The sequence below is a fragment of the Sporichthyaceae bacterium genome, assembly GCA_036269075.1.
Classification (GTDB): Bacteria; Actinomycetota; Actinomycetes; order Sporichthyales; family Sporichthyaceae; genus DASQPJ01.
This window is the reverse complement of sequence record DATASX010000129.1, coordinates 1-26,151: the sequence shown is the minus strand read 5'-3', so window position 1 is coordinate 26,151 and position 26,151 is coordinate 1. Positions and strand designations below refer to the sequence as shown.

General features: G+C 68.7%; 26 protein-coding genes. 8 read left to right on the top strand and 18 right to left on the bottom strand.

Annotated elements, in window-relative coordinates; translation table 11 throughout:
- Positions 1-23 precede the first annotated feature (23 nt).
- On the top strand, positions 24-659 hold the full coding sequence (locus VHU88_24070) for a helix-turn-helix domain-containing protein (GenBank protein ID HEX3614787.1): 636 nt from the start codon (positions 24-26) through the stop codon (positions 657-659).
- Between the two features lie 39 nt (positions 660-698).
- Here VHU88_24070 and VHU88_24065 read toward each other — a convergent pair whose 3' ends face one another.
- Genes VHU88_24065 through VHU88_24030 form a run of 8 tightly spaced genes read right to left on the bottom strand, consistent with a single transcriptional unit; the run spans position 699 to position 9,011 of the window.
- A complete protein-coding gene (locus VHU88_24065; GenBank protein ID HEX3614786.1) occupies positions 699-1,442 on the bottom strand; it encodes a hypothetical protein in 744 nt (247 codons plus the stop codon).
- The gene (locus VHU88_24060; protein HEX3614785.1) at positions 1,439-2,212 is read right to left on the bottom strand and encodes a hypothetical protein; all 774 of its coding nucleotides are present in this window, start codon (positions 2,210-2,212) and stop codon (positions 1,439-1,441) included. The genes VHU88_24065 and VHU88_24060 overlap by 4 nt, the downstream gene beginning before the upstream one ends.
- Positions 2,209-3,096, bottom strand: a complete 888-nt coding sequence (locus tag VHU88_24055; protein ID HEX3614784.1) for an SDR family NAD(P)-dependent oxidoreductase — start codon at positions 3,094-3,096, stop codon at positions 2,209-2,211. Before VHU88_24055 ends, VHU88_24060 begins: the two co-directional genes overlap by 4 nt.
- A 10-nt stretch (positions 3,097-3,106) precedes the next feature.
- Positions 3,107-4,750 carry an ABC transporter substrate-binding protein gene (locus tag VHU88_24050; protein HEX3614783.1) on the bottom strand — a complete coding sequence of 548 codons (1,644 nt, stop codon included), beginning with the start codon at positions 4,748-4,750 and terminating at the stop codon, positions 3,107-3,109.
- Positions 4,751-4,772: 22 nt separating this feature from the next.
- Positions 4,773-6,707 carry an ABC transporter permease gene (locus tag VHU88_24045; GenBank protein HEX3614782.1) on the bottom strand — a complete coding sequence of 645 codons (1,935 nt, stop codon included), beginning with the start codon at positions 6,705-6,707 and terminating at the stop codon, positions 4,773-4,775.
- Positions 6,704-7,192 carry a hypothetical protein gene (locus VHU88_24040; GenBank protein ID HEX3614781.1) on the bottom strand — a complete coding sequence of 163 codons (489 nt, stop codon included), beginning with the start codon at positions 7,190-7,192 and terminating at the stop codon, positions 6,704-6,706. Before VHU88_24040 ends, VHU88_24045 begins: the two co-directional genes overlap by 4 nt.
- Positions 7,189-7,539: a hypothetical protein gene (locus tag VHU88_24035; protein ID HEX3614780.1), complete on the bottom strand. Its 351-nt coding sequence runs from the start codon at positions 7,537-7,539 to the stop codon at positions 7,189-7,191. Before VHU88_24035 ends, VHU88_24040 begins: the two co-directional genes overlap by 4 nt.
- A complete protein-coding gene (locus VHU88_24030) occupies positions 7,527-9,011 on the bottom strand; it encodes a hypothetical protein (GenBank protein HEX3614779.1) in 1,485 nt (494 codons plus the stop codon). Before VHU88_24030 ends, VHU88_24035 begins: the two co-directional genes overlap by 13 nt.
- A 140-nt stretch (positions 9,012-9,151) precedes the next feature.
- On the opposite strand from VHU88_24030, the gene VHU88_24025 reads away from it, so the two are divergent.
- Positions 9,152-9,952 carry an ABC transporter ATP-binding protein gene (locus VHU88_24025; protein ID HEX3614778.1) on the top strand — a complete coding sequence of 267 codons (801 nt, stop codon included), beginning with the start codon at positions 9,152-9,154 and terminating at the stop codon, positions 9,950-9,952.
- On the top strand, positions 9,952-10,653 hold the full coding sequence (locus VHU88_24020) for an ABC transporter ATP-binding protein (protein ID HEX3614777.1): 702 nt from the start codon (positions 9,952-9,954) through the stop codon (positions 10,651-10,653). Before VHU88_24025 ends, VHU88_24020 begins: the two co-directional genes overlap by 1 nt.
- Here VHU88_24020 and VHU88_24015 read toward each other — a convergent pair.
- Positions 10,647-11,507 carry an NAD(P)-dependent oxidoreductase gene (locus tag VHU88_24015; protein ID HEX3614776.1) on the bottom strand — a complete coding sequence of 287 codons (861 nt, stop codon included), beginning with the start codon at positions 11,505-11,507 and terminating at the stop codon, positions 10,647-10,649. The genes VHU88_24020 and VHU88_24015 overlap by 7 nt on opposite strands.
- 88 nt (positions 11,508-11,595) lie before the next feature.
- Here VHU88_24015 and VHU88_24010 point away from each other — a divergent pair, with 88 nt between their 5' ends.
- Genes VHU88_24010 through VHU88_23990 form a run of 5 tightly spaced genes read left to right on the top strand, consistent with a single transcriptional unit; the run spans position 11,596 to position 16,987 of the window.
- Entirely contained in the window at positions 11,596-12,867 is a 1,272-nt protein-coding gene (locus tag VHU88_24010; GenBank protein HEX3614775.1) for a cytochrome P450, read from the top strand.
- 2 nt (positions 12,868-12,869) lie between these two features.
- Positions 12,870-13,754: an SDR family NAD(P)-dependent oxidoreductase gene (locus VHU88_24005; GenBank protein HEX3614774.1), complete on the top strand. Its 885-nt coding sequence runs from the start codon at positions 12,870-12,872 to the stop codon at positions 13,752-13,754.
- A 34-nt stretch (positions 13,755-13,788) separates the two neighbouring features.
- The gene (locus VHU88_24000) at positions 13,789-15,012 is read left to right on the top strand and encodes a cytochrome P450 (GenBank protein ID HEX3614773.1); all 1,224 of its coding nucleotides are present in this window, start codon (positions 13,789-13,791) and stop codon (positions 15,010-15,012) included.
- Positions 15,009-15,887: an alpha/beta fold hydrolase gene (locus VHU88_23995; protein ID HEX3614772.1), complete on the top strand. Its 879-nt coding sequence runs from the start codon at positions 15,009-15,011 to the stop codon at positions 15,885-15,887. The genes VHU88_24000 and VHU88_23995 overlap by 4 nt, the downstream gene beginning before the upstream one ends.
- On the top strand, positions 15,818-16,987 hold the full coding sequence (locus VHU88_23990) for an NAD(P)H-binding protein (GenBank protein HEX3614771.1): 1,170 nt from the start codon (positions 15,818-15,820) through the stop codon (positions 16,985-16,987). The genes VHU88_23995 and VHU88_23990 overlap by 70 nt, the downstream gene beginning before the upstream one ends.
- Positions 16,988-17,270: 283 nt before the next feature.
- Here VHU88_23990 and VHU88_23985 read toward each other — a convergent pair whose 3' ends face one another.
- Genes VHU88_23985 through VHU88_23945 form a run of 9 tightly spaced genes read right to left on the bottom strand, consistent with a single transcriptional unit; the run spans position 17,271 to position 25,933 of the window.
- Positions 17,271-18,107, bottom strand: a complete 837-nt coding sequence (locus tag VHU88_23985; protein HEX3614770.1) for an NmrA family NAD(P)-binding protein — start codon at positions 18,105-18,107, stop codon at positions 17,271-17,273.
- Positions 18,104-19,315: a CaiB/BaiF CoA-transferase family protein gene (locus VHU88_23980; protein HEX3614769.1), complete on the bottom strand. Its 1,212-nt coding sequence runs from the start codon at positions 19,313-19,315 to the stop codon at positions 18,104-18,106. Before VHU88_23980 ends, VHU88_23985 begins: the two co-directional genes overlap by 4 nt.
- Positions 19,312-19,695: a cupin domain-containing protein gene (locus tag VHU88_23975; protein HEX3614768.1), complete on the bottom strand. Its 384-nt coding sequence runs from the start codon at positions 19,693-19,695 to the stop codon at positions 19,312-19,314. Before VHU88_23975 ends, VHU88_23980 begins: the two co-directional genes overlap by 4 nt.
- A complete protein-coding gene (locus VHU88_23970; GenBank protein HEX3614767.1) occupies positions 19,692-20,747 on the bottom strand; it encodes a hypothetical protein in 1,056 nt (351 codons plus the stop codon). Before VHU88_23970 ends, VHU88_23975 begins: the two co-directional genes overlap by 4 nt.
- 9 nt (positions 20,748-20,756) lie before the next feature.
- On the bottom strand, positions 20,757-21,785 hold the full coding sequence (gene dmpG / locus VHU88_23965; GenBank protein ID HEX3614766.1) for a 4-hydroxy-2-oxovalerate aldolase: 1,029 nt from the start codon (positions 21,783-21,785) through the stop codon (positions 20,757-20,759).
- Positions 21,782-22,687: an acetaldehyde dehydrogenase (acetylating) gene (locus tag VHU88_23960; GenBank protein ID HEX3614765.1), complete on the bottom strand. Its 906-nt coding sequence runs from the start codon at positions 22,685-22,687 to the stop codon at positions 21,782-21,784. The genes dmpG and VHU88_23960 overlap by 4 nt, the downstream gene beginning before the upstream one ends.
- Positions 22,688-22,704: 17 nt before the next feature.
- Positions 22,705-23,796: a zinc-binding dehydrogenase gene (locus VHU88_23955; protein HEX3614764.1), complete on the bottom strand. Its 1,092-nt coding sequence runs from the start codon at positions 23,794-23,796 to the stop codon at positions 22,705-22,707.
- 23 nt (positions 23,797-23,819) lie between these two features.
- On the bottom strand, positions 23,820-25,079 hold the full coding sequence (locus VHU88_23950) for a cytochrome P450 (GenBank protein ID HEX3614763.1): 1,260 nt from the start codon (positions 25,077-25,079) through the stop codon (positions 23,820-23,822).
- A gap of 5 nt (positions 25,080-25,084) precedes the next feature.
- Positions 25,085-25,933, bottom strand: coding sequence for an NAD(P)-dependent oxidoreductase (locus VHU88_23945; protein HEX3614762.1), 849 nt, complete (start codon positions 25,931-25,933; stop codon positions 25,085-25,087).
- Positions 25,934-26,151: the final 218 nt, after the last annotated feature.

The window sequence follows — 26,151 nt, the reverse complement described above, 5'->3', positions numbered from 1 at the left end:
GCGCCTCTGAAAGAATTCCAGACGTGGCCCGAGCCTCGCTGAACTCGTCCGAGCCCCGGCGCAAGCGGGTGTTGCGGTCGACAGAGGAAGTCCGGGCACTCATCCTCGCCGCGGCCCGGAACTGCTTTGCAGAGTTGGGTTACGCCTCGACGACGACGCGCAAGGTGGCAGCTCGAGCGGGCGTCGTGGAGAACCTCATCTACCGGCACTTCGGCAGCAAGGCGGCCCTTTTCGAGGCGGCGGTGGTGCACCCTTTCCGGGCCGCCGTGGACGACTTCCTGGACCGCTGGCGCGGCAAGTCGCAATTGCCGCACACCGTGGACGTGGCCGCCCGGGATTTCATCGAGAGCATGTACGACCTGATCGAGGACCAGGTGGAGCTCGTCATCGCGCTGATGAGTCCACGGCCTGGCGCACCGACCGAGCTCCCGCTGCTTCCCATGCTGGAGGAGCTGGAGCGGGTCGGCGCATACGAGCTGGGACTGAACGGATTCACCGGCGTAGACCTGCAGGTCATCATCCGCTGCGAGTTCGGCATGGTGGTGTTCAACGCCGCGTTCAGCTCAGCGCTCTATCGGCCGGACGCGCGCCCGAGCCGCGAACGCATCATCGACGAGATGACCGCACTGCTCGTTCACGGCAGCGCGCACCGGCCCTGACACACGTTCGGAATCCGTAACGTGCGCAGACACGGTGGCTCAACTCCTCAGGGACGAGGCAACCAGAGCTTCTTCCATGGGTTGGTTGCTCGCCGGCGCGGCGGCTCGGGCGTTGACGACCCGAAGCATGGCCCAGGTGTTGACGCCCACCCAGAGACCGAAGTCCACCAGCGGAATCCAAAAGGGAAAGACGCCGTTCCAGGCGAAGGGCCCGGAATCGAACAGCCAGCACAAGGACGCGCCGGTGAAGCTCATCCCCATCAAGATGTTGAAGTAGCCCACACCCCGCGGGAAGGCCGGCCGCGGGCTGGTGTCGCTGAGCATGGCGGCGCCCATGGCCACGGCCAGGAGGACGGCGGGGCCCGCGGGGGCGATGAACAGCAACCAGCCAAGATCGTTGATCGCCTTGGTGATCTCGGGCGGCTCCCCCGTCCGGAACGCCGCATCGGCAAGGACCATCAGCGGAAAGAACAGGAAGAGGACGAGCATCGCACCGGTGAGCAGGACGGTCGTGGCGAGGGGCGACTCGTCGCCCTCGACGGTCTTGAGCTGGGTGTGCAGCACCGCAATCCAGGCGAACAAGAACGGGCTGCAGAAGATTGCGATGGTCAGACCGACGCGCAGCCGATCGTGGTCGGCGGCATAGCGCGCCGCGACCTGGGCGGCATTGTGCCCGGGCGAGATTGGGGGGACCAACCCCGCGACGAACCAGTACCCGATCGCGAACAGCAGCAGGGTGACCGGCCCCGCCCAGATGCAGGTCCGTTGCCAGCGGGCGTTCATCGCGCTGCTCCGACGGGAACGACCAGCGGCTCTTCGATGCGCGGCGCGGCCGCGCGCTCCTGGACGGCCAGCGCCCGATGCAGCAGGACGCAGAGCATCGTCAACCAGAGGAAGAAGAAGAAGAACGGGATCCAGAAGATGAACAAGCCGCTCCACGCGAACGGTCCGTGCTTGGCGAGGAACGCGACCCCACCGATCTCGAACATGAACGTGCACCAGATCGTGAACCAGCCGTAGAGGCGGGGGAACGGCGAGTCCGCCGCGTCCTCGCCGCGCAGGCACGAGACGGCGATAGGGACACCGAAGAAGATGTAGAACTGGACGGTCGTGAACAACGCCAGGTATGCGAGGTCGTGCATCAACACCGTGATCTCGGGCGAACGATCGGGCCGGTACGCGGCGACCCCGAAGAAGAGCGTGGGTAGGACCAGGAAGATCGACGTGAACGTGCCGCCGGTGAACATGAAGATCGACCACACCGGTCGACCGGGCTCGCGCCGGGCCGACTGGAGCGCGGTGACAACCGCGATCGGGATCATGAACGCGCCGGTGAACGAGGTGAGTACCGCACCGACGAGGATCCGGCCCTGGTGGTCGGAGTAGTACTCGGCAACCCGCGCGGCCGACCAGGACGGCGACGGTGGGGGCACGACCCCGATCAGGAACCCGAGCGAAACCACGTAGACCGCGGTGAATCCGATGCCCCACCAGAGCAGCACCTGCTGGCTGCGGGTGGATATCCAGCGCTCCAGGTTCGCCGTCTCCGTCATGCGGACAGTGCCCTTTCCCGGGAGGCCGCGACCATGGAGAGGGATTCGTAGCCGCTGGCGAACTCGACGAAGTCGGTGCGGTTCACGACGTGGTCCCAGCTTTCGAGGATTGACTCCGGCGTCATGGCTCGGTCGTAGAGGCCGGCGTTGGTGCCCTGGAAAGTGATTCCGATGCGTCCGCCACCGGCGTCGAAGGTGTAGCCGGAGACCGGGCACTGCTCGCTGGCGAGCACGGCGACGATCGGCGACACGAGCGAGGTCGGGAACTCCACCCGCAGCATCTCGGCCATCTCCGGCGAGACGAACTCGTTCGACATCGGCGTGGAAGCCATCGGGGCCAGCGCGTTGGCCTTGATCCCGAACTCCGCGCCGTCGAGGGCGACTGCGCGCATCATCCCGTAGACGCCGGCCTTGGCGATCGCGTACGTCACTGAGGAAGGGTTGCCGAGCAGGCCGTTGCCGGACGTGGTCACCACGATCCGCCCGTACTTGGCCTCCATCATGTACGGCCACACTTCGCGGGTCACGTAGAAGGTTCCGTCCAGCCCGGATCGACGGACCGCCTCGTACTCGTCGATCGACGCGTGGTCCAAGGTCGTGAACCTGCCCACCCCGGCATTGTTGATCAGGATCTGCACGCCGCCGAACTCGTCGGCGGCGCGGTGCACCAGCGAGGCCGCACCGGCCGGGGTGGAGATGTCGTCGTCGCTCGCCACTGCCTGGCCGCCGGCGCGGTTGATCGCATCCGCGACCTCGGCCGCTCCGGCGACGTCGTTGGCCACGACCTTTGCCCCACGTCCGGCGAGAAGTTCGGCGTGCGATCGCCCGAGTCCGCGCCCCGCGCCGGTGACGATCGCGACCTGTCCGGTGAAGTCGATTGTCATCGGAAACCCTTCAGTGCTCGGTCGCGGTCCGCCGGCGATCGGCAAGCACCGCCGGGGACACGGTTTGCGGAGCGGCTGCCTGATCGGACACGGCTCCCACCACCGCCGCGGACTGCTTGCCGCCGATCTTCGGACCGCACGAGAACACGCTCTTGTCCGCGGACGCCCAGACGCCCGCCGTGTAGACCAGCACGGCGCCGCACGGATTCGGCCCGTTGCCGCCTGCCCCCGGGGTGTAGGTCTGCGGCGGGATCAAGCCGCCCAACCCGTCGTTCTTGATCATGCTGAGCCCCTTGAGGAGCAGCGCCGTGGTGATCTGCTGGCTCTGCGCGGCAGGACCCAGCAGCTCCAGCGCCCGCTGGAAAAGCATCCCCTCGGCCCAGGCCTGCGCGGCCACGGCGTTGTACTTGAAGCCCGGCGCGTACTTGTCGAACGCACCCGCGAACGCCGCCTCCACGGAATTGTCCTGCTCCATGTAGGGGAATACCGGGGCACCGATCGAGATCTTGTACTTCTTGATCGCGGGGTTGTTCACGTCGAACACCGCGGCGATGCCCACCGTGTAGACGCTCGGGTGATAGTCGATCGAGTCGCAGGACTGGAGGAAGCGCGTGATCGACGAGCCTTCCATCCCGAGGAACAGGCTGTCCGCTCCGGCGTTCTTCGCGCCCTCGCACTGCGCGGTGAAGTCGGTCTGGGTCAGTGACATCGTCGCCTTGTAGACGACCTGCTGGCCCGCAGCCGTGGCGCTGAGAGGGCTGTTGCCGGACAGTGACTCACCGGCGTTCGAGCAGGCCGAGGCCTCGACGCAGTAGAAGATCGCGACCTTCTTACGACCTTCTTGCGCCTCGTGCTTGGCCGCGAGGTAGAACTGCGACTCGATCGCGGAGCCGACGTCGTAGAGGTACGGGTCGCTGGTCCATGCGTGAGCCGCGCCGTCACCGCCGACCGCCGGAACGCCGGTGCTCTTGGTCACCGACTGGATCCCGCTGACGCTGATCGGGCTGAACACGGCGACCAGGGCGATGGCCTTGTCGTCCTGGATCAGTGTGCGGGCGGCGGCAGCCGCCGAACTGGGATTGCTCTGGTCATCCAGGGAGCGCAACTGGACCGGGTGACACGCGACGCCACCGTGGTCGTTCATGTACTTGGCCCACAACGCCAGGGCGGGCCGGGCCTGCCCGATGCTGGCGCCGACCAGCCCGCTCCAGCTACCCACCTGACCGATGCTGATCGGGGGGCCGGGCTTCGCGCAGAGCACCGGCAGACCTTCCCCGCCCGCGGTCGCGGCCGGCACCGAAGCGCCCTTGTCCGAGGCGGTCGCCGCGACCTTGCCGGGGGCGGATGCCGGCTTCGCGGTCGCCGTGGTGGTGGATGCCACCGCCGGCACCTTGATTGCCTGCGTAGCCGCTGGGGCCACGGCGGTTCCTGCCGCCGCCGCGGCCGGAGCGGCCTCGGCGGTGCTCGCTGGATTGTCGGTGGCAACGGCAGTTCCCTGCGCCAATGCCGCTGGAACACGGGATCCGAGCCCGGCCTCGGCGGCGAGCACGGCATCCCGGCTGACCCGCGAGCCGCAGCCGCTGACTGCCACCAACGTGAGCGCGGTCAGGGCGACGCAGCCGCGGAGTTGGCCTCGGCGTCCGCTTCGGGGCATGGTGATTCCTTCCTCGGGCAAGTCAGCTACTGGCCGTGACGGACGTCCGCACGGCGGAGAGTGCGGCGATCCGATCGGGGGTCGTGCGCACGGTGCGATCGACGGAGCGCCGCCCGTCCTCGGCTACCACGGCTCGCGAGAGCCGGTCCCGAAGTGAGGTCTGCGACAGCAACGCGGCAGCCACCGCGAAGACGCCGAACCCGATCTGTTCGTAGAGCGCGAAGTCGCCGTTGCGGATGTAGCCCGGCAGCACGACGAACAGCAGGGGAGCCAGCACCGATGCGGTGACCGTCCGACGTCCGGACACCACGAGCACCGCGATGATCTGGATGGAGACCAGGTAGTTGAAGGAGTCGACGTTGATAGAGCCGAACAGCGAGGAGTAGAGCGCGCCGGCCAATCCGGCCAGGAAGGCCGAGATCGAGAACACGATCATCCGCGTCTGGTTGATGTTCGTACCGAGCGTCGACAGCGCCACCGGCGAGTCCGCCAAACCCCGCAGCAGGCGGCCGAGCCGAGACCTCTCGATCACGGCGACCAGGCCGAGCGCTGCGACCGCGATCGCGAGCAGCAGGTAGTAGAAGCCTCGCTCGGAGTCGAGGTTGAGAAAGTGCGGGCGGTGCGTCGCGAGGTCGGTGCCGACGCCGAACATGAAGCCGCGCTGGTAGAAGAAACCGGCGAGCAGCACCCCGAATCCCAACGTCGCCAGGCCCAGGTACAGACCGGACAGCCGGATCGCGGGCAACGAGACCAGCGCCCCGACGGGCACCGCGACCAGCGCGGCGACCAGGACCGCCAGCCCCCAGGGCAGACCGTGTCGGAGCATGTGGGCGAACGTGGTGGCCCCGACGGCGGCAAAACCCCATTGGCACAAGGAGATCTGCCCGGACGAGTAGACCAGCAGACCGAGGGAGGAGAAGAGGACCACCTGGCTGAGCGCGTTCGTCCACAGTGGTAGCCGGGAACCGACGATCAGCGGCAGCACCAGTGCCCCGACCAGGACCGCGGATCCTCCGGCGAAGCGGGTTCGGACGGGCAGCGAACTCGGCGGGACGGCCCGCGCCTTCACCAGCTTGCCGACCTCGACCAGGCGGCCCCGAGGCAGGCAGATCAGGATGACCAGCAGGACGAGGAACGGCATGTTGGTGTCCAGGCCCGCCAGGAACTGGTGGCCGGCGATCTGCTTGCTGGTCACCGCCTGCGCGAGCCCGACGACGATGCCCCCGACGTAGGCCAACGGAATGCTGCGGAACGCACCGATCGCGGCGGCGCCGAAGGCCTGGACGATCAGGAACGACAGCACGATCGCGTCGACCGCCTGTTGGGTCTCTGCGAACAGGACGCCCGACAGCGCGGCGAAGCACGTCCCGATCAGCCACGCGTAACGGCGCACGAGCGTCGGGGACTGCCCGGTCATGTCCAACAGCTGCGAATCGTCGACCACAGCCCGCATGGCCGTGCCGATCCGGGTGCAGCGGAACAGGACGGACAGGATCACCGCCGCGGCGCAGCCGACTCCGAAGACCGCCAGGTTGGCCTGCGAGATCCGGACGCCGCTCACCGTTGTCACCGGGTCGCGCGACAGGAAGTGTTCGAACGTGAGCAGTTGCGTGCCGAAGAGCAGGCCCAGCAGGCCGAGGGTGGCGACCAGCAGGCCCACCGTCGCGACGATGCGGTACACCGCCGGCACCCGGGCCAGGCCTTCGGCGAGGCGTTCCATGACCAGCCCGACCAGCACGCCGAAGACCAGCACCGAGACCACGAGGGCCAGCGGCCACGACATGCCGTGCCGCTGGCGAAGCTCGAGGAACAGGTACGCCGCGCCGGCGCCGATGGAGCCGTGCGCGAGGTTGAAGACGCCGGAGGTCTTGTAGGTCAGGACCAGGCCCATGGCGGACAGGCCGTAGATGGAGCCGACGGTGATTCCGATGATGAGGTAAGGAAGGAACTCACTCACGGTTCACACACCCCACAGGCCTGGAGTTGCCGACCGGCGATGTCGGCGATTCCCACGGCCCCGTACTTCTTGCCCGCGACAAGCCGACAACCGTTCCGATGGAAGCGCGTCATCCGGGGGCCGGCGACCAATTCGTCGGCGGCCGGCACGACGATCACCGGCAGGGACGGCCGGGCGAGCCCACGGACGACCTCGGCGCGCGCAGAGCTCACTGAGCGCAACCCCGACACCAGCCACCCGATGCAACCGACGGCCACGACGGCGGCCGCCAGGATCCCGACCACGATCCAGCCGGTCTGGGTGGACCACAAGGTGCTCCCGGACGCGCCGTACCAGGCGACGAAATTGATCGCGATCCCCAGGGCGACCCACCAGGCGACCCGGACGATGTCCGTCCGCAGCCAGGGCGAGTTGCCCAGGTGAGCGGACGCTCCCGCCCGATCGGCGAACCGGTGCCGGCTACGCCGTTGCGCCGCCAACCTCATCGAGCGCTCTGAACGCCGACGAGCATCGGACCGACGTGGTTGTTGTCCGGGTTGTCGTGTCGCAGGCTCTCGGTCAACACGTGACGCTCGGCTTCCTGCGCCAGCCGCAGGATCCGGAGCTCACGCCACTCGTCCCGAAGGTCCGCGGAGAGCCAAAGCGTCGCAGCAATCGTGATGTAGACCAGGCCGGCGATCCCGCACGAGATGACGTAGGGAAGCTGTTCGGCGACGTGCGGCGTCCCACTGATCCCGAGCCAGCCGACGATCAGCGTGATGACCGCCGCCGCAACGGCAACCACCGCGAGGACGCGGTCCCACTGCGCACGCACGAAAATCAGGATGTCCACGGGACTCGCACTCCTAGAAGTCGGACGGTGCCTGCGGCCAAGGACCCGATCAGGGCCACGCCCATCAGGGCGAGGTACACGTTCGAGGTGTCGCGCTTGTCGGCGACCGCTTCGTAGTGCTGAAGGTTCACCGCTGCCGGCGCCCGTGCCGTTGCTCCGGTCGAGTTCGCGGTCGCCGTTCGGACGAGGGTGTCGGTGTCCACCGGAAGGGCGCCGGACCCGAAGGCGTCAGTGGCTTGCGGAGCGGGCCGGTCCACGGCGGCAGGGCCGGGTGTCGTGTCGCCTGCGACCGAACCGATCCCGATCGGGCCTGACCCGGCGGTCGACGAATCGTGCGCCGCGGCGGCCGCGGTGATGTCCTTCAGGCTGGCGATCGACCGGCCGATGGTGAGCGAGACCTTGGTCGGCCCGTTGAACCCGGCGTTCCTGGGCGGCGCGGGCAGCGTGGTGGAGAACTGCAGCGCCGCCCCGAGCACCCCGACGGTCTTGCCGTTCTGGACGATCGGAACCGGCGCGGAGTAGGTCGCCTCGATGCCGATGCCCTTGAGCGCGCTGAGCACGGTCGAGGCCGGGACCGTCCACCTCTTGTCGCCGAACTGCGGCAGTGCCACGGTGAAATACCCGTTCTCGAACCCGATGTGCGGCGCGACCAAGGTCGTCCCGCCGAAGGGTGCCGGGATGGGAATTGCCGGGTACTGCTGCGCGGGAAGTTGCGGAGCGCCCGGGATGGGTACCGGGATCGGCACACTTCCCGGAGTGCCGGCCGGTACCTCCATCGAGAGACCGGGGACGAACAAGTCGCTGAACTGCAGTGTGGACAGCGTTTTGACGACCCCTGCACCGTCGGACGTGGCACTGGCCGAGGACCGGACACCTTGCAGCGAGAACACCCCGCCGACACGCGACAGGGTCGACTCGGTGGCGGCCGTCGCCGTGAGTCCACGTCCGGAGCCGGAGTTGTTGACGACCTGTGCCAAGGAGGAGGAACCGACGCCGTTGGGGTCGCCCACCACGCTGGTCGCCTCGGACTCGTCGGCCTGACTGTCCGCGCGCAGCGAGATGCCCGCGGTGCCGCCGGTCTGGGTCTCCGGGATCGAGGACGTGCTGACGATCAGGGGGTAGGCCGGCATCGGCACCCCGAACACTCCACCCACGAGTTTCGGCGAGGCGACCAGGGTGTCCCCCGGGTACGGGAACGAGGCGTAGGCCAACGAGCTGCCCAGCGGGTCGAGCGAGGCCTGGGCGACCGGGCCGGAGATCTCCGGCGTCGGTGCCACCGGAATCGAGTCGTTACCGAACTGAACCGACACACCGTTGGCAGCAGCCAGCGCCGTGAACGTGCTGAAGGAGTCGTCGGCCTTGGCCGAGCCCGTCAGGCCGAACAACGGCAGAGCTCCCAGCCCGGCGCCGACGCCGAGGTAGGCCCCAATGGTCGCCCACGATGTCCGTCGCCGGCGGCGTCTGTCCACCATCGAGCCTCCGCATCCAAGGCAATGAATCTGCGATATCGTATCTGTGATGAAGGATGTGTTCAAGGTCATGCTCAGGGCTTTTATCCGACCGGGGCCTCAGATACGATATCGCGGAAATGCCCACGAAGGCGGTGTGAGCCATGACCGAGTCCCCCGACGTCGGCCTGATAATCCGCGAGGTGTCGGTCCGTTTCGGAGGCCTGCTCGCGGTCGACAGGCTCAGCCTGCGTGCCCCGACCGGTGAGATCACCGGACTGATCGGACCCAACGGCGCGGGCAAGACGACTACCTTCAACGCCTGCACGGGCCTCGTCCGGCCAACCAGCGGGACCGTCCACCTGTTCGGCACCGATGTGACCCACGCGCCGCCGCAGGTCCGCGCCCAGCACGGGCTGGGCCGGACCTTCCAGCGCATGGAACTGTTCGACTCGCTGCTGGTCCGCGAGAACGTCGCACTCGGCAAGGAGGCCGGGCTCGCCGGATCGCGGCCCTGGCGCCACCTGCGGTGCAGCCGATCGAACGCGACGGCGGTACGCCGCGCGGCCCAGGCCGCGATGGACCGGTGCGGCATCGGAGACCTCGCCGGGCGGCGACCCGCGGACCTCTCCACCGGCCAACGACGTCTGGTCGAACTGGCCCGGTGCATCGCCGGTGGGTTCACCGTGATGCTGCTCGACGAACCCAGTTCCGGGCTGGACAAGGCGGAGACGGCCCAGTTCGGCCGCATCCTGCGTTCGCTGGTCGAGGAGGAGGGCGTGGCCATCCTCCTCGTCGAACACGACATGAGCCTGGTGCTCGGGATCTGCGACTTCATCCAGGTGCTCGACTTCGGCAAGCCGATTTTCGCCGGAACCCCGCAGGAGGTCGCCGGGAGCGAGATCGTGCGGGCCGCGTATCTCGGCAGCGAGGCGGACCTGGTGTCGGCCGGAGGAGGTCACTGATGTTCGCGCTCCACGACGTCTGTGCGGGCTACTCCGGCACCCGCGTGCTCCGCGACGTCAACCTCACCGTGCCCCCGGGCAGCGTTGTTGCACTGCTCGGCGCGAACGGCGCCGGCAAGACCACGCTGCTACGGGTGGCCTCCGGATTGCTCCGGCCGACGTCGGGCCGCGTCACCCTCGACGATCGGGAGGTCACCGCACTGCGCCCGTTCGAGTTGGTGACCGCGGGCGTCTGCCATGTGCCCGAGGGTCGCGGGGTCTTCCCGAACCTGACCGTGCGGGACAACTTGATCCTGCAATCGCCGCACGGGAAGGAGAAGGAGTCGATCGACCGGGCCGTCAGCGCCTTTCCCCGGCTGGGCGAGCGGCTTTCGCAGTTGGCCGGGACCATGAGCGGCGGCGAGCAGCAGATGCTCGCGCTGGCGCGGACCTACGTGCAGTCGCCCAAGGTCGCCCTGCTCGACGAGGTGTCGATGGGGCTGGCACCGAAGATCGTGGATGAGATCTTCGAATTCCTGAGCCTGCTGCGTGACCAGGGATCGAGTCTGTTGCTGGTCGAGCAGTACGTGACCCGGGCGCTGGCGATAGCCGATTACGTCTACCTGCTGCACCGCGGTGAGATCTCCTTCGCCGGCGAGCCCAGCGAGTTGGCGGACGAGGACGTCTTCGCGCAGTACGTCGGGGCCGACGTCGGTCACTGAGTGGTGCGAATCCGCGCCAGTTGTGCCTCCCGCTCCCGGAAGTAAGCCTCGGAGACCTGCGTGCCCAACGCGGTGAGCGGCATCGGCACGGCCGATGCGCGGGCGGCGACAACCGACTGCCACATGTCCTTGGACATGGTCGCGTAGATCTCCGGAGTGCCCGCCTGCGGATGATCGTCGAGCATGTCGTCGATCAGGCCCCACGTCTCGGTCACCCAGGACCGCCCGCTGGAGACGTTGATCGCCTCGAGCGCGGCCGCCTCGTCGATCCCCTGGGAGACCGCGAATCTCAGCGCCTCCAGGACGATCAGGTGATTCATGTGCAGCATCACGTTGTTGGCAAGCTTCAACGCCTCGCCGGCGCCCAGCCCGCCCACGTGGAATACATGCTTGGCGAAACAATCCACAACCGGGCGGACTCGCTCCAGAACCGCGCCGTCGCCGCCGACCAGCACGGTCAACGTGCCCGCGTCGGCAGCCGGACGCGACCCGCTCACCGGCGCGTCGAGGATCGCCGCCCCGGTACCGGCGATCGCGGCACCGAGTTCCCGCATCGTCGCAGGCGCGACGCTGCTGTGCACGAGAACGGTTTTGCCCTTGCAGAGATGCATTTCCATCTCACGCACGACCTGGCGCACCTGGGCATCATCCACGACACAGACGCCGATGACGTCGCTGCGCTCCGCGACCCGCGCACAGCTGTCGACGAACAACGCTCCCGCGTCCTCGAGCGCCGCCGCGGCAGCGGGCCGCGCGTCGTGGACCACCAGCGGCAGGCCCGCACGCGCGATACGTAACGCAATCCGGCCACCCATGTCGCCGAGACCGACGAACCCCACGCGTGTCGCTGACAATTCCCCACATCCCTCGGTCCGGCCTGTTCAGATACGATATATCTGTGTAGCCTTCGAGGCCAGGACCCACAGCGGCGTGAGGACAGCGATGACGACGACTGCCGAGTTGTACTACGACCCCTGGGATTCGGCCTGCCGAGAGGACCTGTTCGGCACGTACAGCCGGCTGCTCGCCGAGGCCCCGGTCTACCTGGGCCCGAACGGGATCTGGGCCGTCTCGAGCTACGACGGCGTGCAGTTCATCATGGGCCACCCGGAGCTGTTCTCGAACCGACCCAACCAGGACGAGACCATCGGTTTCCCGCCGAAACTCGACCTGGAGGCGCCCGGCGCCGCCGAACTGCTCGGCAGGTTGATGGACGTGGCGACGCAACTGCCGTTGGACTTCGACGAGTTGCTCACCGCCCGGGTCATCGTCGGCGCCGACGCCCCGATACACACCCGGCAGCGGAAGATCGTCAACCGCGGCTTCACCCCGCGTCGGGTCGCCGGGCTGCAGACCCGCATCGACGAGATCGTGGCCGAGTGCCTGACCGGCATCGAGAACCGGACCGAGTTCGATCTGCTGCACGAGCTGGCGATCCCGGTGCCCGTCGGGGTCATCGGGGACCTGCTCTCCGTCGAACGCTCACGGCACGCGGACGTGCGGCGCTGGACCGAGGTCCTGGCCACGCTGCCCACGAGCGAGAATCGCAGCGACCCGGAGAGCGTGTTCGCCCTGCTCGCCATGCTGCAGGAGTTCTCCGAGTACTTCGTGCCGATCGTCGAGTCGCGAAAGACGAACCCGCAGGACGATCTGATCAGTGACCTCGTCCGGGCCGTCGAGGACGACTGGATGACCGTCACCGAGACCGTGTTGTTCCTGCTCGTGATGATGTCGGCCGGCAACGAGACCACGACGAACCTCGTCTGCAGCACGGTCATCCAGCTGCTGAGCAACCCCGACCAGCTCGACCTCCTGCTGGCTACGCCGGACCTGCTGCCGCAGGCGATCGAGGAAGCGGTCCGGCACCAGTCGCCGTTCCAGTTCCTGTTCCGCGAGACCGTCACTGACGTCGAGGTGTGCGGGACGCTGATCCCGAAGGACGCGGTGATCGCGATCCTGGTCGGCGCGGCCAACCGCGACCCGGCGCATTTCCCCGACCCGGACGCCTTCGACATCACCCGCACGACGCCGCACCTCGGGTTCGGCAAGGGCGTGCATTTCTGTCTCGGCGCGCCACTGGCCCGTCTGGAGGCGCGGCGCACGCTCGGTGCGCTGCTCCCCCACCTCAAGCGCTTCCGGCTGGCCGAACCGCCCGAGGTCAGCGACAGCCTGCTCATCCACGGCTACCGCGACGTCCGGCTGATCGCCGACTGACCATGGCGCTACTTCGCTTCGACGGCCGCGTCGCCGTCATCACCGGCGCCGGCCGAGGTGTCGGCCGCGAGTACGCGCGCCTGCTCGGTAGTCGCGGAGCCGCCGTGGTCGTCAACGACCTCGGCGCGGCGAGTAACGGCGCGGGCTCGTCGGCAGAGCCTGCCGAACAGGTCGCGCGGGAGATCCTGGACGCCGGTGGGACCGCCGTCGCCGACACCCACAGTGTGGCCGAACAGCCCGGGGCGCAGGCCCTGATCTCCGCCGCTCTCGAGCAGTTCGGCCGCATCGACGTCCTCATTCACAATGCCGGGTTCGTCAACGGCACGTACGACGAGCTCGTCGCCGTCAATCTGTCCGCCGCGCACTGGCTCACCGAAGCCGTCTGGCCGACGATGCAGGAGCAGCGCTACGGGCGGATCCTGCTGACAACGTCGAGCTCGGGATTGTTCGGCTCGGGCCCGATGCAGTCCTACGGCGCCTCGAAGATGGGCGTGTTCGGCCTCGGCAAGTGCCTCGCCGTCCGCGGCAGGGCCTGCGACATCGCGGTCAACCTCATCTCGCCGTGCGCCTACACCCGGCTGGTCTCCGAGCTGACGCTCACCCCGCGAATGCAGTGGGTCGCGGACAACGCTCCGCCGGAGTTGGTTGCGCCCGCGGCCGCGTTCCTGGTCCACGAGAGTTGCCCGGTCAGCGGTCAGGCCTTCGCCGTGGGTGCGGGTCGGGTGGCCCGGATCTTCGTCGGCGAGACGACCGGCTACGTGAACCGCGACATGACTGTCGAGGACGTCGCCGCCCACCTGGGCGTGATCCTCGCCGAGGACGGCTACCACGTGCCCGCCGACATGGACGAGCTCCAGGACCTGTACATGAAGACCGCGAGCGTCTGACGGACCGTCAGTAACGAAGGAAAGGAACGGCCCAATGACCAGCGGGGTCACCGAGATCGATGCCGGCGTCGTCGAACAGGCGGCGCAATACCTGGCGGACCCGAGCACGCGGCGTAACCCGTACGCGTTCTACGACCTGGTCCGCGAGGTCGCACCCGTGCTGCAGACACCGAGCGGGGTCTGGCTGATCTCGGGCTACGCCGAAGCGGGCGAGATCCTGCGCACCGACGAGGTGCTGAGCCGCCGGGCGGCCGGCCTCAAGCACGCGATAGTGGACGATCCCGAGGCCAAGCTGATCTTCACCTCGCGGATGCTCTACAACGACCGGCCGGAGCACACCCGGCTCCGCCGGCTGGTGTCGTACGCATTCACCCGCGGCGGCGTCGCGGCCTGGGAGGAGCGCATCACCCGCGTCACCCACGCCAAACTCGACGAGCTCGTCCCCCGCGGACACATGGACCTGTCCGCGGACTTCTGCTACCCGATCGTCGAGCAGATCATCACCGAGTTGCTCGGGGTGCGGGCCGGCGACCTCCCGCTGTTCATCCGGTGGTCGACCGCGATGACCGAGCCGCCGCCCGGCGGCGACCGCGACTCCTACCGCGAGGCGGCGAACACCGCGACCCGCGAGATCACCGCCTACGTGCGCGAGCGGATCGCCGAAAGACGCGACGCACCGGGCGACGACATCCTCAGCAAGCTGATCGCCGCCGAGGACTCCGACGGTCGCCTCGCCGAGCACGAGGTGGTCGCGCTGACCATGGAGCTGATCTTCGCCGGCCACGAGACCACGTCCAACTTCGTGGCCAACGGCATGTTGTGTCTGCTCCACCGCCCCGACCAGCTGCGGATGTTGCAGGCCGACCGTTCCCTGTTGCCGTCGGCGATCAACGAGATGCTCCGCTTCGAGAGTCCGGCCCCGATGCCGATGCCACGCGTCGCGCTCGCCGACTTCGAGATCGGCGGTCAGTGGATCAGGGCCGGCGACACCATCGTGGTCCTGCTGGCCGCGGCGAACCGCGATCCGCAGGTGTTCACCGATCCGGACGTCTTCGACATCCGACGGACGCCGAACGACTACATCTCGTTCGGTTTCGGGGCGCACTACTGTCTCGGCCAGCAACTGGCCAGGCTCGAGTCCGGCGTGATGTTCACCGCCCTGCTTGATCGCCTCCCCGGCATGACGCTTGCCGGCAAGGCGATCTGGAGCGATCACCAATTCTTCCGTTCCCTCTCGAGTCTGCCGGTGGCGTGGTGAGCAGCATCTGGTCCGAGATGGTCGGCGCGGGCGTCGCCGAGCGGTACTACGACGCGGCCGGGGTCCGCACCCGCGTGCTGGAGGCCGGTTCGGGCACGCCGCTGATCCTGCTGCACGGGACCGGTGGCCACGCCGAGACCTACGCGCGCAACATCGGCCCACTGTCGCGGCACTTCCGCGTGTTGGCGATGGACATGGTCGGACACGGGTACAGCGGCCACGCGCCGGACGACTACACCATGGACCTGTTCTCCGACCACGTCGTCGGATTGCTCGACGCGATCGGGGCCGAACAGGCCTTTCTGTCCGGGGAATCACTCGGCGGCGGCGTCGCCTGCTGGACCGCGTTGAAGCATCCCGACCGCGTCCGCGCTCTCTCGCTGAACACCGGCATCCTCGCCCGGCCCGACGAGAAGGGCCTGAAGGATCTCGACGACATCGGCGCGCGGACGGCGAAACTCGGCGAGAACCTGAACACCGAGAGCATCCGGCGCCGCCTGGAATGGCTGGTGCTCGACCCGGCCTCGATGACCGACGAGATGGTCGCCATCCGGCTGAAGGTGTACTCCCAGCCGGGCATGGTCGACACGATGATCAAGGTCATGAACACGGTGCTGCAGATGAACCGGGCGGCCTTCGGGGACACCGACTACTACAGCCACACGCTGGCGAACATCAAGTGCCCGACGCTGGTGGTCTGGACCGATCACAACCCTGGCAAGAGCTACGACGCCGTCAAGCCCGCGATCGACGCGATCCCCGATCACGAGTTCCACCTGCTCCGCGATGCCGCGCACTGGCCGCAGTGGGAGAAGCCGGACGAGGTCAACCAACTGATGATCGAGTTCCTGACCCGGATGGAACGGCGGATCTGATCGGCGTCGCGGTCTACGGAGCCACCGGGCACTCCGGCCGCCAGGTGGCCCGCCGGCTCGTCGAGTTGGGCGGTCCGGTCGTGCTGGTGGGGCGAAACCGCGAGAAGCTCTCCGCGGTGCAGGCCGACCTCGACGGCGACGTCTCGATCCGCGTCGGGCCGCTCGACGATCCGACAGCCCTCCGGAGGGCATTCGACGGGTGTGCTGCCGTCGTGGCTTGCGCCGGGCCGTTCGCCCGCTACGGCGAGCCCGTCGTGCAGGCCGCGATCGATGCCCGGGTCCACTATCTCGACATCAGTGGGGAACAGGCCTACATCCGCCGCATCTTCGACCGGTACGGCCCCGCCGCCGAACAAGCTGGGATCGCGCTCATCCCAGCGGTCGGGATCGACAGCATTCCGGCCGAGATGCTGGCCCCGCTGGCCGCCGAGGGTCTGGGTTCCCTGCAGAGCCTGACCGTCGTGATCGACGTGCGCGGCGGACGAACCAACACAGGCTCGCTGCTCACCCTGCTCGACTGCGCCCACCGGCGCGAGGGTCTGCGCTTTGCCGACGGCGCTTTCCAGCCGGCACCCCGACAACTACGCGGTGGCCGGTGGGATCTCGAGAGCGGGGAACGCGTTTCGCTCATGCGTTTCGCCGGAGCCGAGACCGTCCTGCTCCCCCGCCACCTCGACACCGCCGGCGTCGAGGTCTTCTTCACGGCCGGATCGGCGCTGCCCGGCTGGGTCCCCGGCGTGGTCGGACTGGCCGCGATGCGGCTCGCCGAAGGTTTGGCCCGGACGCCCGCGTATCCACTGCTGCGCCCACTGATCGCCCGGCTGCCCGCGCCGCGTCAAGACATCGAACGAATCTCGGTCGAGGTCGAGGCCCGATCCGTTGACGGGAAGACCCGCCGGGCTTGCCTCACCGCGCCGGGCGCGTACTGGTTCACCTCGGTCGCCGCCGCGCGGGCCGCAGCCTGGGCGGCAGCCCCCGGGTTCGACCGGAGCGGGCCGCTGACGCCGGCTCAGGCGTTCCCGCCGATCGTCTTCCTCGATGGTCTGGTTGGCCTTGGCGCCGCTTACCGAGTCGGCCCTCTCGACGCCCCGCCCAGCTGACTGCGCGCTTCCACATCCCCGTGCTCATCCGGAGGGTGCGGAACGGCGGATCTGGTTAGCCCCCGTCGACTCCTGAGCAACATCGTGAAGCCCGGGGCGCAACGCGCCGTTCCGGGCGTCGCTGCTGTCACTGAAGTGTTCCTCTCCCTTCGATATGTGTGGGATCTACTCGTCCAAGGCCGTGAGGCGCCGGCACAGCGCGCTGAGCTGATTCGCCGGGCCTGCGCGGTTGGCGTAAGTCCGCGAGATCGGCGGACGTGGTGGTCGTCATCGTGACCCTCCGTCAGATCCATGCCTTCGCGGTTCGCCGGGCGAATTCGACGAAACTGGTCGGCGGCGCTCCGGTGATCTTCTCCACGTTGTCGTTGGGCCGGGAGCCCATCCCGGAGGCGATGGTCCGCGTCAACATCCGCAGCATCTCCGCGTACTCGGCAGGCACCCCGGTCGCCACAGCGCCCTGGATCCACAACTCGGGGTCGATGTCGTTGTGCCGCACCGCTTTGCCGGTGACGCTCGCGATCACCGCGGCGGCCTGGCTCATTGTCATCGCCTCGGATCCGGTGAGCGCGTACGCGGCACCGGCATGAGCATCCGGGTCGGCCAGGGTCTCTGCGGCTACCTCGGCGATGTCCTCGGCGTCGATGAACGCCTCGGCGCCGTCGGCCGTGGGCACCGTGATCACGTCGTCGACGGGCTTGAGGAAAGTCTCGCTGAAATTCTGCATGAACCACGCCGGACGCAAGATGCAGTGGGTGATCAGACCGCGACCACCGAGATCCAACTCGACGGCCCGCAGCGCGATCTGCGGCGGAACCTGCTCGATGCCGTATGCGCTCAAGTAGGTGACGTGCCGCACGCCGCCGGCCTGCGCGAGGTCGAGGAAGGTCGCGACCTGATCGGCGAAATCCATTCGCATGACCGGCGCAACCAGGTAGAGGCGATCGATCCCGCGCAAGGCAGGCGGATGGGTCGTGGCAGCGTCCCAGTCGAAGACGACATCGGCGCCGTTGCGTGCCGCGGTGCGAACGTCAAGACCCCGCTTCGCGAGTTTCCCGGCGACCCGGGATCCGGTCTTCCCTGTGCCCGCAAGCACGAGGGTGACCGAAGGTGCCTGCATCATGTTGGGATCCTCCAGGTGGAGCCGACGATCACGTCTGCATCGAGCAATCGATCGATCTCCTCCGCCGCGAGGCCCAACTCCGAGAGCACGTCGGCGGTGTCGGCTCCGAGACGGGGCGCCGGTCGGAGACCAGCGGTCGGGTCCAGCGGGACCGGGCCGCGCACATGGCGGTAGGAACCACCGCCGTCCACCTCGCTGGTGACGACCAGCGAGCGGGCATCGAGCACCGGATCGGTGAGCGCCTCCGCGAGGTTGTTCACGCTTTCGCAGGGGACACCTACCGCCTCGAACGTCGCGACCCAGTGCGCAGAGGGCTCGGCGCTGAGCAGGCTGCCCAGCCGATCCAGGAGCACCTCGCGGTCCGCCAACCGTCCTGAGTTGGTCGCGTAGCCGGGATCGGCCAGCGCCCGGTCGTCGAGTGCGCCGACCAGGCGAGCCCACATCGGGTCGTTGCCGACGAAGATCGCGACGTGTCCGTCCTTGGTGGCGAAGGTCTGCGCGGGGACGATCGAGGGGTGCGCCCCGTTGGGCTGACGAGCCGTCACATGGTCGGAGTTCAGGGTCCACGCAGCGAGGTAGCTGAGCATGGAGACCTGGACGTCGTAGAGCGCGAGGTCGACGTGTCGGCCGACGCCGGTGCGGTTCCGCTCCACGACGGCCGCCACCACGGCGAGCGCCGCGGCCAGTCCGCCGCTGTGATCGACGTAGGAGATGCCTGCCTTTCCCGGTGGGCCGTCCGGCTCACCGGTCAGGCTCATCACCCCGGCCCGGGCCTGGATCGTGTAGTCGTAGGCCGGGCGGGCCGCTTCCTCCCCGGTCTCGCCGAACCCGGTGAGCGAGCAGGTGATGATCGCCGGGTTGACCGCCGCGAGCGACGCATGGTCGAGCCCGAGCTTGGCCATCACGCCGGGTTTGTAGTTGTCCACAACGATGTCGGCGTGGCACACCAGGTCGAGCACCAGCGCACGGCCCGCCGCAGCGGCCAGCCGGACGCCCAGGGACCGCTTCCCCCAGTTCAGCGACATGAAGTAGACCGAGTCCTCGCCGCGGAACACCGGGCCGACCCGGCGGGCCTCGTCCGGGTGGTCCGGGTCCTCGACCTTGATGACGTCGGCCCCGAGGTCGGCGAGGGCCAGCGTGGCGTAAGGGCCGGCCAGGAAGTGGCACAGGTCGAGGACCACAAGACCGCGCAGCGGGCCCGCGGTCATGCCGCGCCGAGCACGACGACGGCCAGCACAGCTTCGTCCGGTCCCGGGTTGTGCCAGGCGTGAACCGTTCCGGTCTGGACGAACGCGTCGCCGGGCAGCAGATCGTTGGAGCTGCCGTCCTCCAGGATCAGCCGCAGGTGGCCGGCCAGCACGATCCCCAGGTCCAGGGTCGGCGTCGCGTGCATCCGCGCCGGCGCGGCCGGATCGTCGGCCGGGACCGTCAGCAGCCAGTACCGCAACCCGCCGAAGGATTCCTGGGCCCACAGCTCGGTCAGCAGCCGACCGGTCGGCAATTCCGTGGACTCGACGATCCGGTCGTCGACCGCCGCTGATCGACCATCGGCGTCGAGACCGGTGCGCAGGACCCGGCCGACCTTCACGGAGTCACCGGGGGATACACCGCGAAAGCCTTGTTCGAGTTGAACACGTGAGTCTCGACCAGGCTCGACCAGGTCGGGGTGACACCCAACTCCCCCATCGCGCCGGCCAGGCAGAACCAGTTCAGCACCTCCTGCTGCCCGGCGTGCTCGACGTCGGCCAGCGTGCACGCCCGCCACGTCGCGGTGTCCCCCGCGACCAGCGCCTCGTAGAGCCGCCGGTCCGCTGCGATGTCGGGGTACAGGCGGTAGGTGTGGTCGGTGAGGAACGCGTGCGACCAACTCGAGGACGCGAGCAGGGCAACCCGCCACGGGGAGGCCAGCGCGGCCCGCGCCACCGCGGCGCCCACGTCCACGCAGCGCCGCGGACTCGGCGAGGGCGGGTCGAACGGCTTGGCCCGGTCGGCGAATCGACTGCGACCGCCGTGGAAGGAGATCACGCGCCGGCCATAGCAGTTGATCGCCATCGGTAGCACCGGATAGCTCAGCCCGGTCCGGTCGTAGTCGAGCAGCAGCAGCGCGTTGAGGAACGAGTGCGGCAGGCTCGGGTGGTGCAGGGGTTGGTAGGCGTAGGCCATGTCGATGTCGTCGGCGAGCAGGGCCTCGGCGAACCAGCGCCCGGCCTCCGGTGCGCCTCGCACCTTGAATTCCGTCTCGGCCGGCTCGTCCCACACGTTCTGGTAGGGCACCGTGGCCCAGGGCGTCGCGGTGACGTCGCCGTAGCCGAGGAGAGCGAACGGCGGGATGACGTCCTCGCGGAAGTTCTCGTACTGGTCGTCGCCCCAGATCAGGACGACGTCGGGGCTGAACTCGTCGAGCGCGGCCCGCACCTCGCGGAACCCGTCGAGACACTGCGCCCGGTGCGCAGCGGCCGAGCTGTGGCCGCGATCGGTGCCGTACTCCGCGCGCATCGGCTCGGGCCACGCTGCCGGGTCGCGTAGCTGCGCAGGCATGTCGGGGTCCTGCAGCGTCCAGTCCAGGACCCAACTCATCTTGTCGTCCTGGCCCATCAGGGGCGGATAGTGCGTGACGCCCAGACCCAGTACCTCAGCCATTTCCGCCCCTCAGGCCGCACGAGTGGCGGCCAGCTCGGCCGCGATCTGGATGATCTGGTCCTCCTGGCCGCCGACGAGTTTGCGGCGGCCGCACTCCATGAGGATGTCTGCGCCGGAGACGTCATAGCGCTCGGCGGCGCGGTACGCGTGCCGCAGGAAGCTGGAGTACACCCCGGCGTAGCCCATGATCAGGGCGAGGCGGTCCAGCAGACACTCGCCGTCCATCACCGGGCGGACGACGTCCTCGGCGGCGTCGATCAGCTTGAGTACGTCGAGGCCGGTGCGGATCCCGACTCGTTCGCACACCGCCGCCAGCGCTTCGCAGCTGGTGTTCCCGGCGCCCGCACCGAAGCGCCGCGTCGATCCGTCGATCTGCACCGCGCCCGCCCGGATCGCGAGCACGCTGTTTCCCATCGAGAGCGAGAGGTTCTCGTGGCCGTGGAACCCGACCTGCGCGTCGCTGCCGAGTTCGGCCACCACTGCCGCCACGCGATCGGAGACGTCCTCGAGGATCATCGCGCCGGCCGAGTCCACGACGTACACGCATTGGCACCCGGCCTCAGCCATGATGCGCGCTTGCTTCGCCAGGTCCTCCGGCGCTGACGTGTGAGCCATCATCAGGAAACCGACGGTCTCCAGGCCGATGTCCCGTGCCAGCCCGAAGTGCTGGACAGAGATGTCCGCCTCGGTGCAGTGGGTCGCGATCCGGATGATCGAGACACCGAGGTCCGCGGCGGCGGTGATGTCGTCCTTGGTCCCGAGGCCGGGCAGCATGAGCGCGGCGATGCGCGCCGATTTCGCGGTCTCCACGGCGACGCGGATCAGCTCCCGCTCTGGAGTCGCGGAGAACCCGTAGTTGAAGGAGGAACCGCCGAGGCCGTCGCCGTGGGTGACCTCGATCACCGGCATCCCGGCGGCATCCAGCGCACCGACGATCGATCGCACCGCCTCGGCGGTGAACTGGTGGCGTTTGGCGTGCGAACCGTCGCGCAGGCTCGTGTCCGTGACGCGGATGTCCAGGGTGTCGGAGTAGGTCATCTGAGGGCTCCTGCGGCGCGGTGGCGCATGATCTGCGCTCCGACCTGGGTCGCGGCGGCGGTCATGATGTCGAGGTTTCCGGCGTACGGCGGGAGGTGGTGTCCGGCGCCCTCGACCTCGAGGAAGATCGCGACCCGGTGCCGTTGCGCTCCGCCGGCCCCGGTCACGACGTCGAACTGAGGCTCCGTCAGAAGTCGGTATCCCGGCACGTAGGTCGCGACGTCACCGACCATTTCAGTGATCGAGGCGGCGATCTTGGCCTGGTCGGCGTCCGCCGGGATCTCGCAGTAGATCGTGTCGCGCATGATCAACGGTGGTTCGGCCGGATTGAGGATGATGATCGCCTTGCCGACCGTGGCGCCGCCGAGGACCTCGACGGCACGAGAGGTGGTGCGGGTGAACTCGTCGATGTTCGCTCGGGTGCCGGGGCCGGCCGAACGGGACGCGACGGTGGCGACGATCTCGGCGTAGGGCACGTCCACGACCCGGGAAACCGCTGCCACCATGGGGATTGTGGCTTGTCCGCCGCAGGTCACCATGTTCACGTTCATCGCGTCGAGGTGCTCGTCGAGGTTCACCGCTGGGATGACGTACGGGCCGATGGCCGCGGGGGTGAGGTCGATCGCCGGGATGCCGGCCGCCAGATAGCGCGGGGCGTTCGCGACGTGCACGTAGGACGAGGTCGCCTCGAAAATGATGTCCGGGCGGTCGGGCTGGGCCAGCAACCAGTCGACGCCGGCGTGGCTGGCCTCCACCCCCGCCTCGCGAGCCTTCGCCAACCCCTCGGAGGCGGGGTCGACTCCGACCATCCACCGGGGGTGCACGTCGGAGTTGTTCAGCAGTTTGTACATGAGATCGGTGCCGATGTTGCCGGATCCGACGATTGCCGCTCTCGCGACCATCTGACCACCCTTCAGATTCAGTGAAAGACGACCACGCCGCGGCCCGGCAGTCGGCCCACGTCGGCCAGCGCGGTACCGATCTCGGCCAACTTGTAACGGCGGGTGATGAGGGCATCCAGCGGGAGGCGCCCCTGCATGAAAAGGTCGAGCGCGGCCGGGATGTCGACGTGCGGGCGGATCGAGCCGTTGGTGGTTCCGGTCAGCCGCTTCTGGGACAGCAGCGTGAACAACGGAACGGTCGCCACGGCGGTCGGGTCGAGCAGGCCGATGGCGACCGCCTCGCCCCCGGGCCGCAGCGCCGCCACCGCCAGGTTGATGGTGTCGGCGGTGCCCACCACGTCGAAGGCGTGGTCGACGCCGCGGCCGGTGAGGGCCATGACCTGGGCGAGCACGTCGGTGGACTCGTCGACCACGATCGGGTTCGTCACACCCAGCGAGGCGGCCAGATCGCAAGCCTGCGCGCTGCGATCGACGCCGATGATCGTCGAGGCACCGGCGAGCTTGGCCGTCATCGCCACCGCGAGCCCGACCCCGCCGACGCCGATGACCAGCACGGTGGCCCCGGGCTGCACCTGCGCGCGGCGCACCACCGCGCCGTAGCCGGTGCTGAAACCGCACGCGAGCAGCGCGGCGGCCTCCAGCGGCGCGTCCTCGCGGACCCGCACCGCACACTGCTCGCTGACCAGGGCGAACTCGGCGAAGGACGCCTGGAACAGGAAGGTGTGCAGGGTCTCGGCGCCCTTGGACAGCGGAGTCGTGCCGTCGCTCAACCGGCCCGCGTACTGGTGCGGAGCGCTGGTCTCGCACAGCCCGTAGGCCCCCGACTGGCACTGGAAGCACAACCCGCAGCCGTCCGTGATCGACAGGACGACGTGGTCGCCCACCGCGACGTTGCGCACCGCCGAGCCCACCGCCTCCACCACGCCGGCGCCCTCGTGCCCGAGTACCAGGGGCATGGGGAACGGGACGAGCTGGTTGAGCGCGGTCACGTCCGAGTGGCAGACCCCGGCGGCGGCCATACGCACCAGAACCTGCCGAGGCCCGGGCGCCGGGACGTCGATCTCCTCGACGTTCACCTTGCCGGCCTCGCGCACGACTGCGGCCTTCATCATCGTTCTCCTCTGCATCGTGATCAGACGCGGACCAGCACGCGTTCCGGGGCCGGAAGAATCGAGTTGTCCCGCCACGGGATCCGGGCGGGATCCTCGACCAGTTCCATGCCGGGAAGAGCCCGGACCAACGCGTGCAGTCCCGCCTTCATCTCGAGCCGAGCGAGCGTGGAACCCAGGCAGAAGTGGTTTCCGAATCCGAACGTCAGGTGCCGCGCGGCCTCGCGGCCGAAGTCGATCCGGTCCGGATCGTCGAACACCTCGGGGTCGCGGTTGGCCGCGGCGAGCATCGACACCACGGCCTGCGCGCGCTCGATCGGCTGACCACCGAGGATCACGTCCTGCTTCGCCCAGCGCCAGCGTTGCCGCTGGACCGGCGTCGACCAGCGCAGGAGCTCCTCGATCGCGCAGTCCCACAGCGCATCGCCGGCGGTGCCGAGTTCCACCCACCGGTCGCGTTGCTCCATCAGGCCGATCACGGACTTCGCGACGGCGTTCGAGGTGGTCTCGTGGCCCGCGACTCCAAGTTCGGTCGCGATCGCGATGACGTCGAACTCCTGCATGGGCTGACCCTGGTCGTCAGCAGCCGCGACCATCATGCCCAGCATGTCGTCGGTGGGATTCCGGCGCTGTTCGGCCACCGCCGCGGAGAAGTACTCGGCCATCCCGGCGATTGCCGCCGCGCCGGCCGCCGCGGCGCTCGGATCGCCGGCGCGATCCACCGCATGGGCGATGTCGGCGGCCCAGCCCTGGAACAGCTTCCAGTCCTCCTCCGCCACCCCGAGGGCATCGCCGATCACGGCCATCGGCAGCGGGAAGGAGACGTCGGCGATGACGTCTATCTGCCCGTCCCCACGTGCCAACGCGTCGGCCAGCAGGGCGGCGGTGATGCTCTCGATCCGCGGCCGTAGCGCCGCGACTCGCTTCGGGGTGAAGGTCTTGGCCAGGATGGCCCGCAGCCGACGGTGGTCCGGCGGGTCCATCCCGCCGAGCCAGCGCTGGAAGATGTAGGCGACCGGCGCGAATGCCGGCGGCACGTGCGAGGCCATCCCGACTGTCGCCGGATCGTTCGCGAAGTTGTCGCCGTCGGACAGCAGCGCGCAGTTGTCCTCGTGGCGGAACAGGAACCACGAACCCGGCAGGTCGGCCATGGACGACAGGCCCCAGTGGACCGGATCGAGCGCCCGGTAGCGAGCGTAGGTCGGGTACGGATCCTTCACCAGTGCCGGGTCGGCGGGGTTGAACCGCGGCAGGGTGGTCGCAATCGGCGGGGCCTGGGTCATCGGAATCATCCGTTCGCGGCGGCGCGATAGGGCTGCTCGAGGCCCTGGGTGGCGAGCGTGGTGAACGGGAGCGCGAGGTCCTGTTCCGCCGCGGCGGCGAGGGCGAGGGTGAGGTCCTTCCGGGTCAACTTGGCCACACCTTCCAGGCCACCGGGGTAACCGGTGACCGTCGCGCCGATGGCCGACCAGTTGCGGGTGACCCAGCTGTCACCGGATCCCGCGCAGAGGACGTCGAGCATCGCCTGGCGGCGCAGCCCGCCACCCTCGGCCAGCCGCAACGCCTCGTGCACCGCGTGCAGGGTGACCGCCAGCACCGCGTTGTTCGCGATCTTCGCCAGTTGCCCGGCCCCCACCCCGCCGAGGTGGAAGATCTCCCGGCTCATCGCCTCCAGCGCCGGCCGGCACGTGTCCAGCGCCGGCTCGCTCCCACCGACCAGGATCGAGAGCGTCCCGGCGACCGCTCCGTGCGGCCCGCCGGTGATCGGGGCGTCCAGCAGCAGCAGGCCGTGCGCAGCCGCCTCGGCCTCGAGACGCAGGCACGCACCCGGTCCGACCGTGCTGTGCACCACGACGACCGTGCCGGGCCACGCGTTCGCGAACACCCCGTCGCCGCCGAGCAGGACAGCGTCGAGCTGTGGCTCGTCCACGACCGCGACGAGGACGACGTCGCACGCCGCCGCCAGCGCCGCGAGCGACGCCGCCGGCTTCGCCCCGAGTGCCACCAGCCGATCCATCGGTTCGGACCGGACGTCGATCACCGTGAGCGGCTGACCGGACCGGGCGACGTTGGCCGCCATCGGCTCGCCCATGGTGCCCAGGCCGACGAAGCCGACCGACCGACGCGGGAAACTCACGATATCCGACCTCCTTGAGATCTAAGATATCGTATCTGTCAATTCGTCATTCGGGAACGCTGCTGGAGAACGACGAGGGCCTAGCCTCGAAATTGCAGGTCGGCGGGTGTTGGGCGGCGGGTGAGACACGGAAGTGCCTGTCCGGCAAGGGAAGATCGGGATTCCTGAGGTCCTGATGTTCCCTGGCGGAAGGCACTCCGTAGGTGAAGGTTATCCCG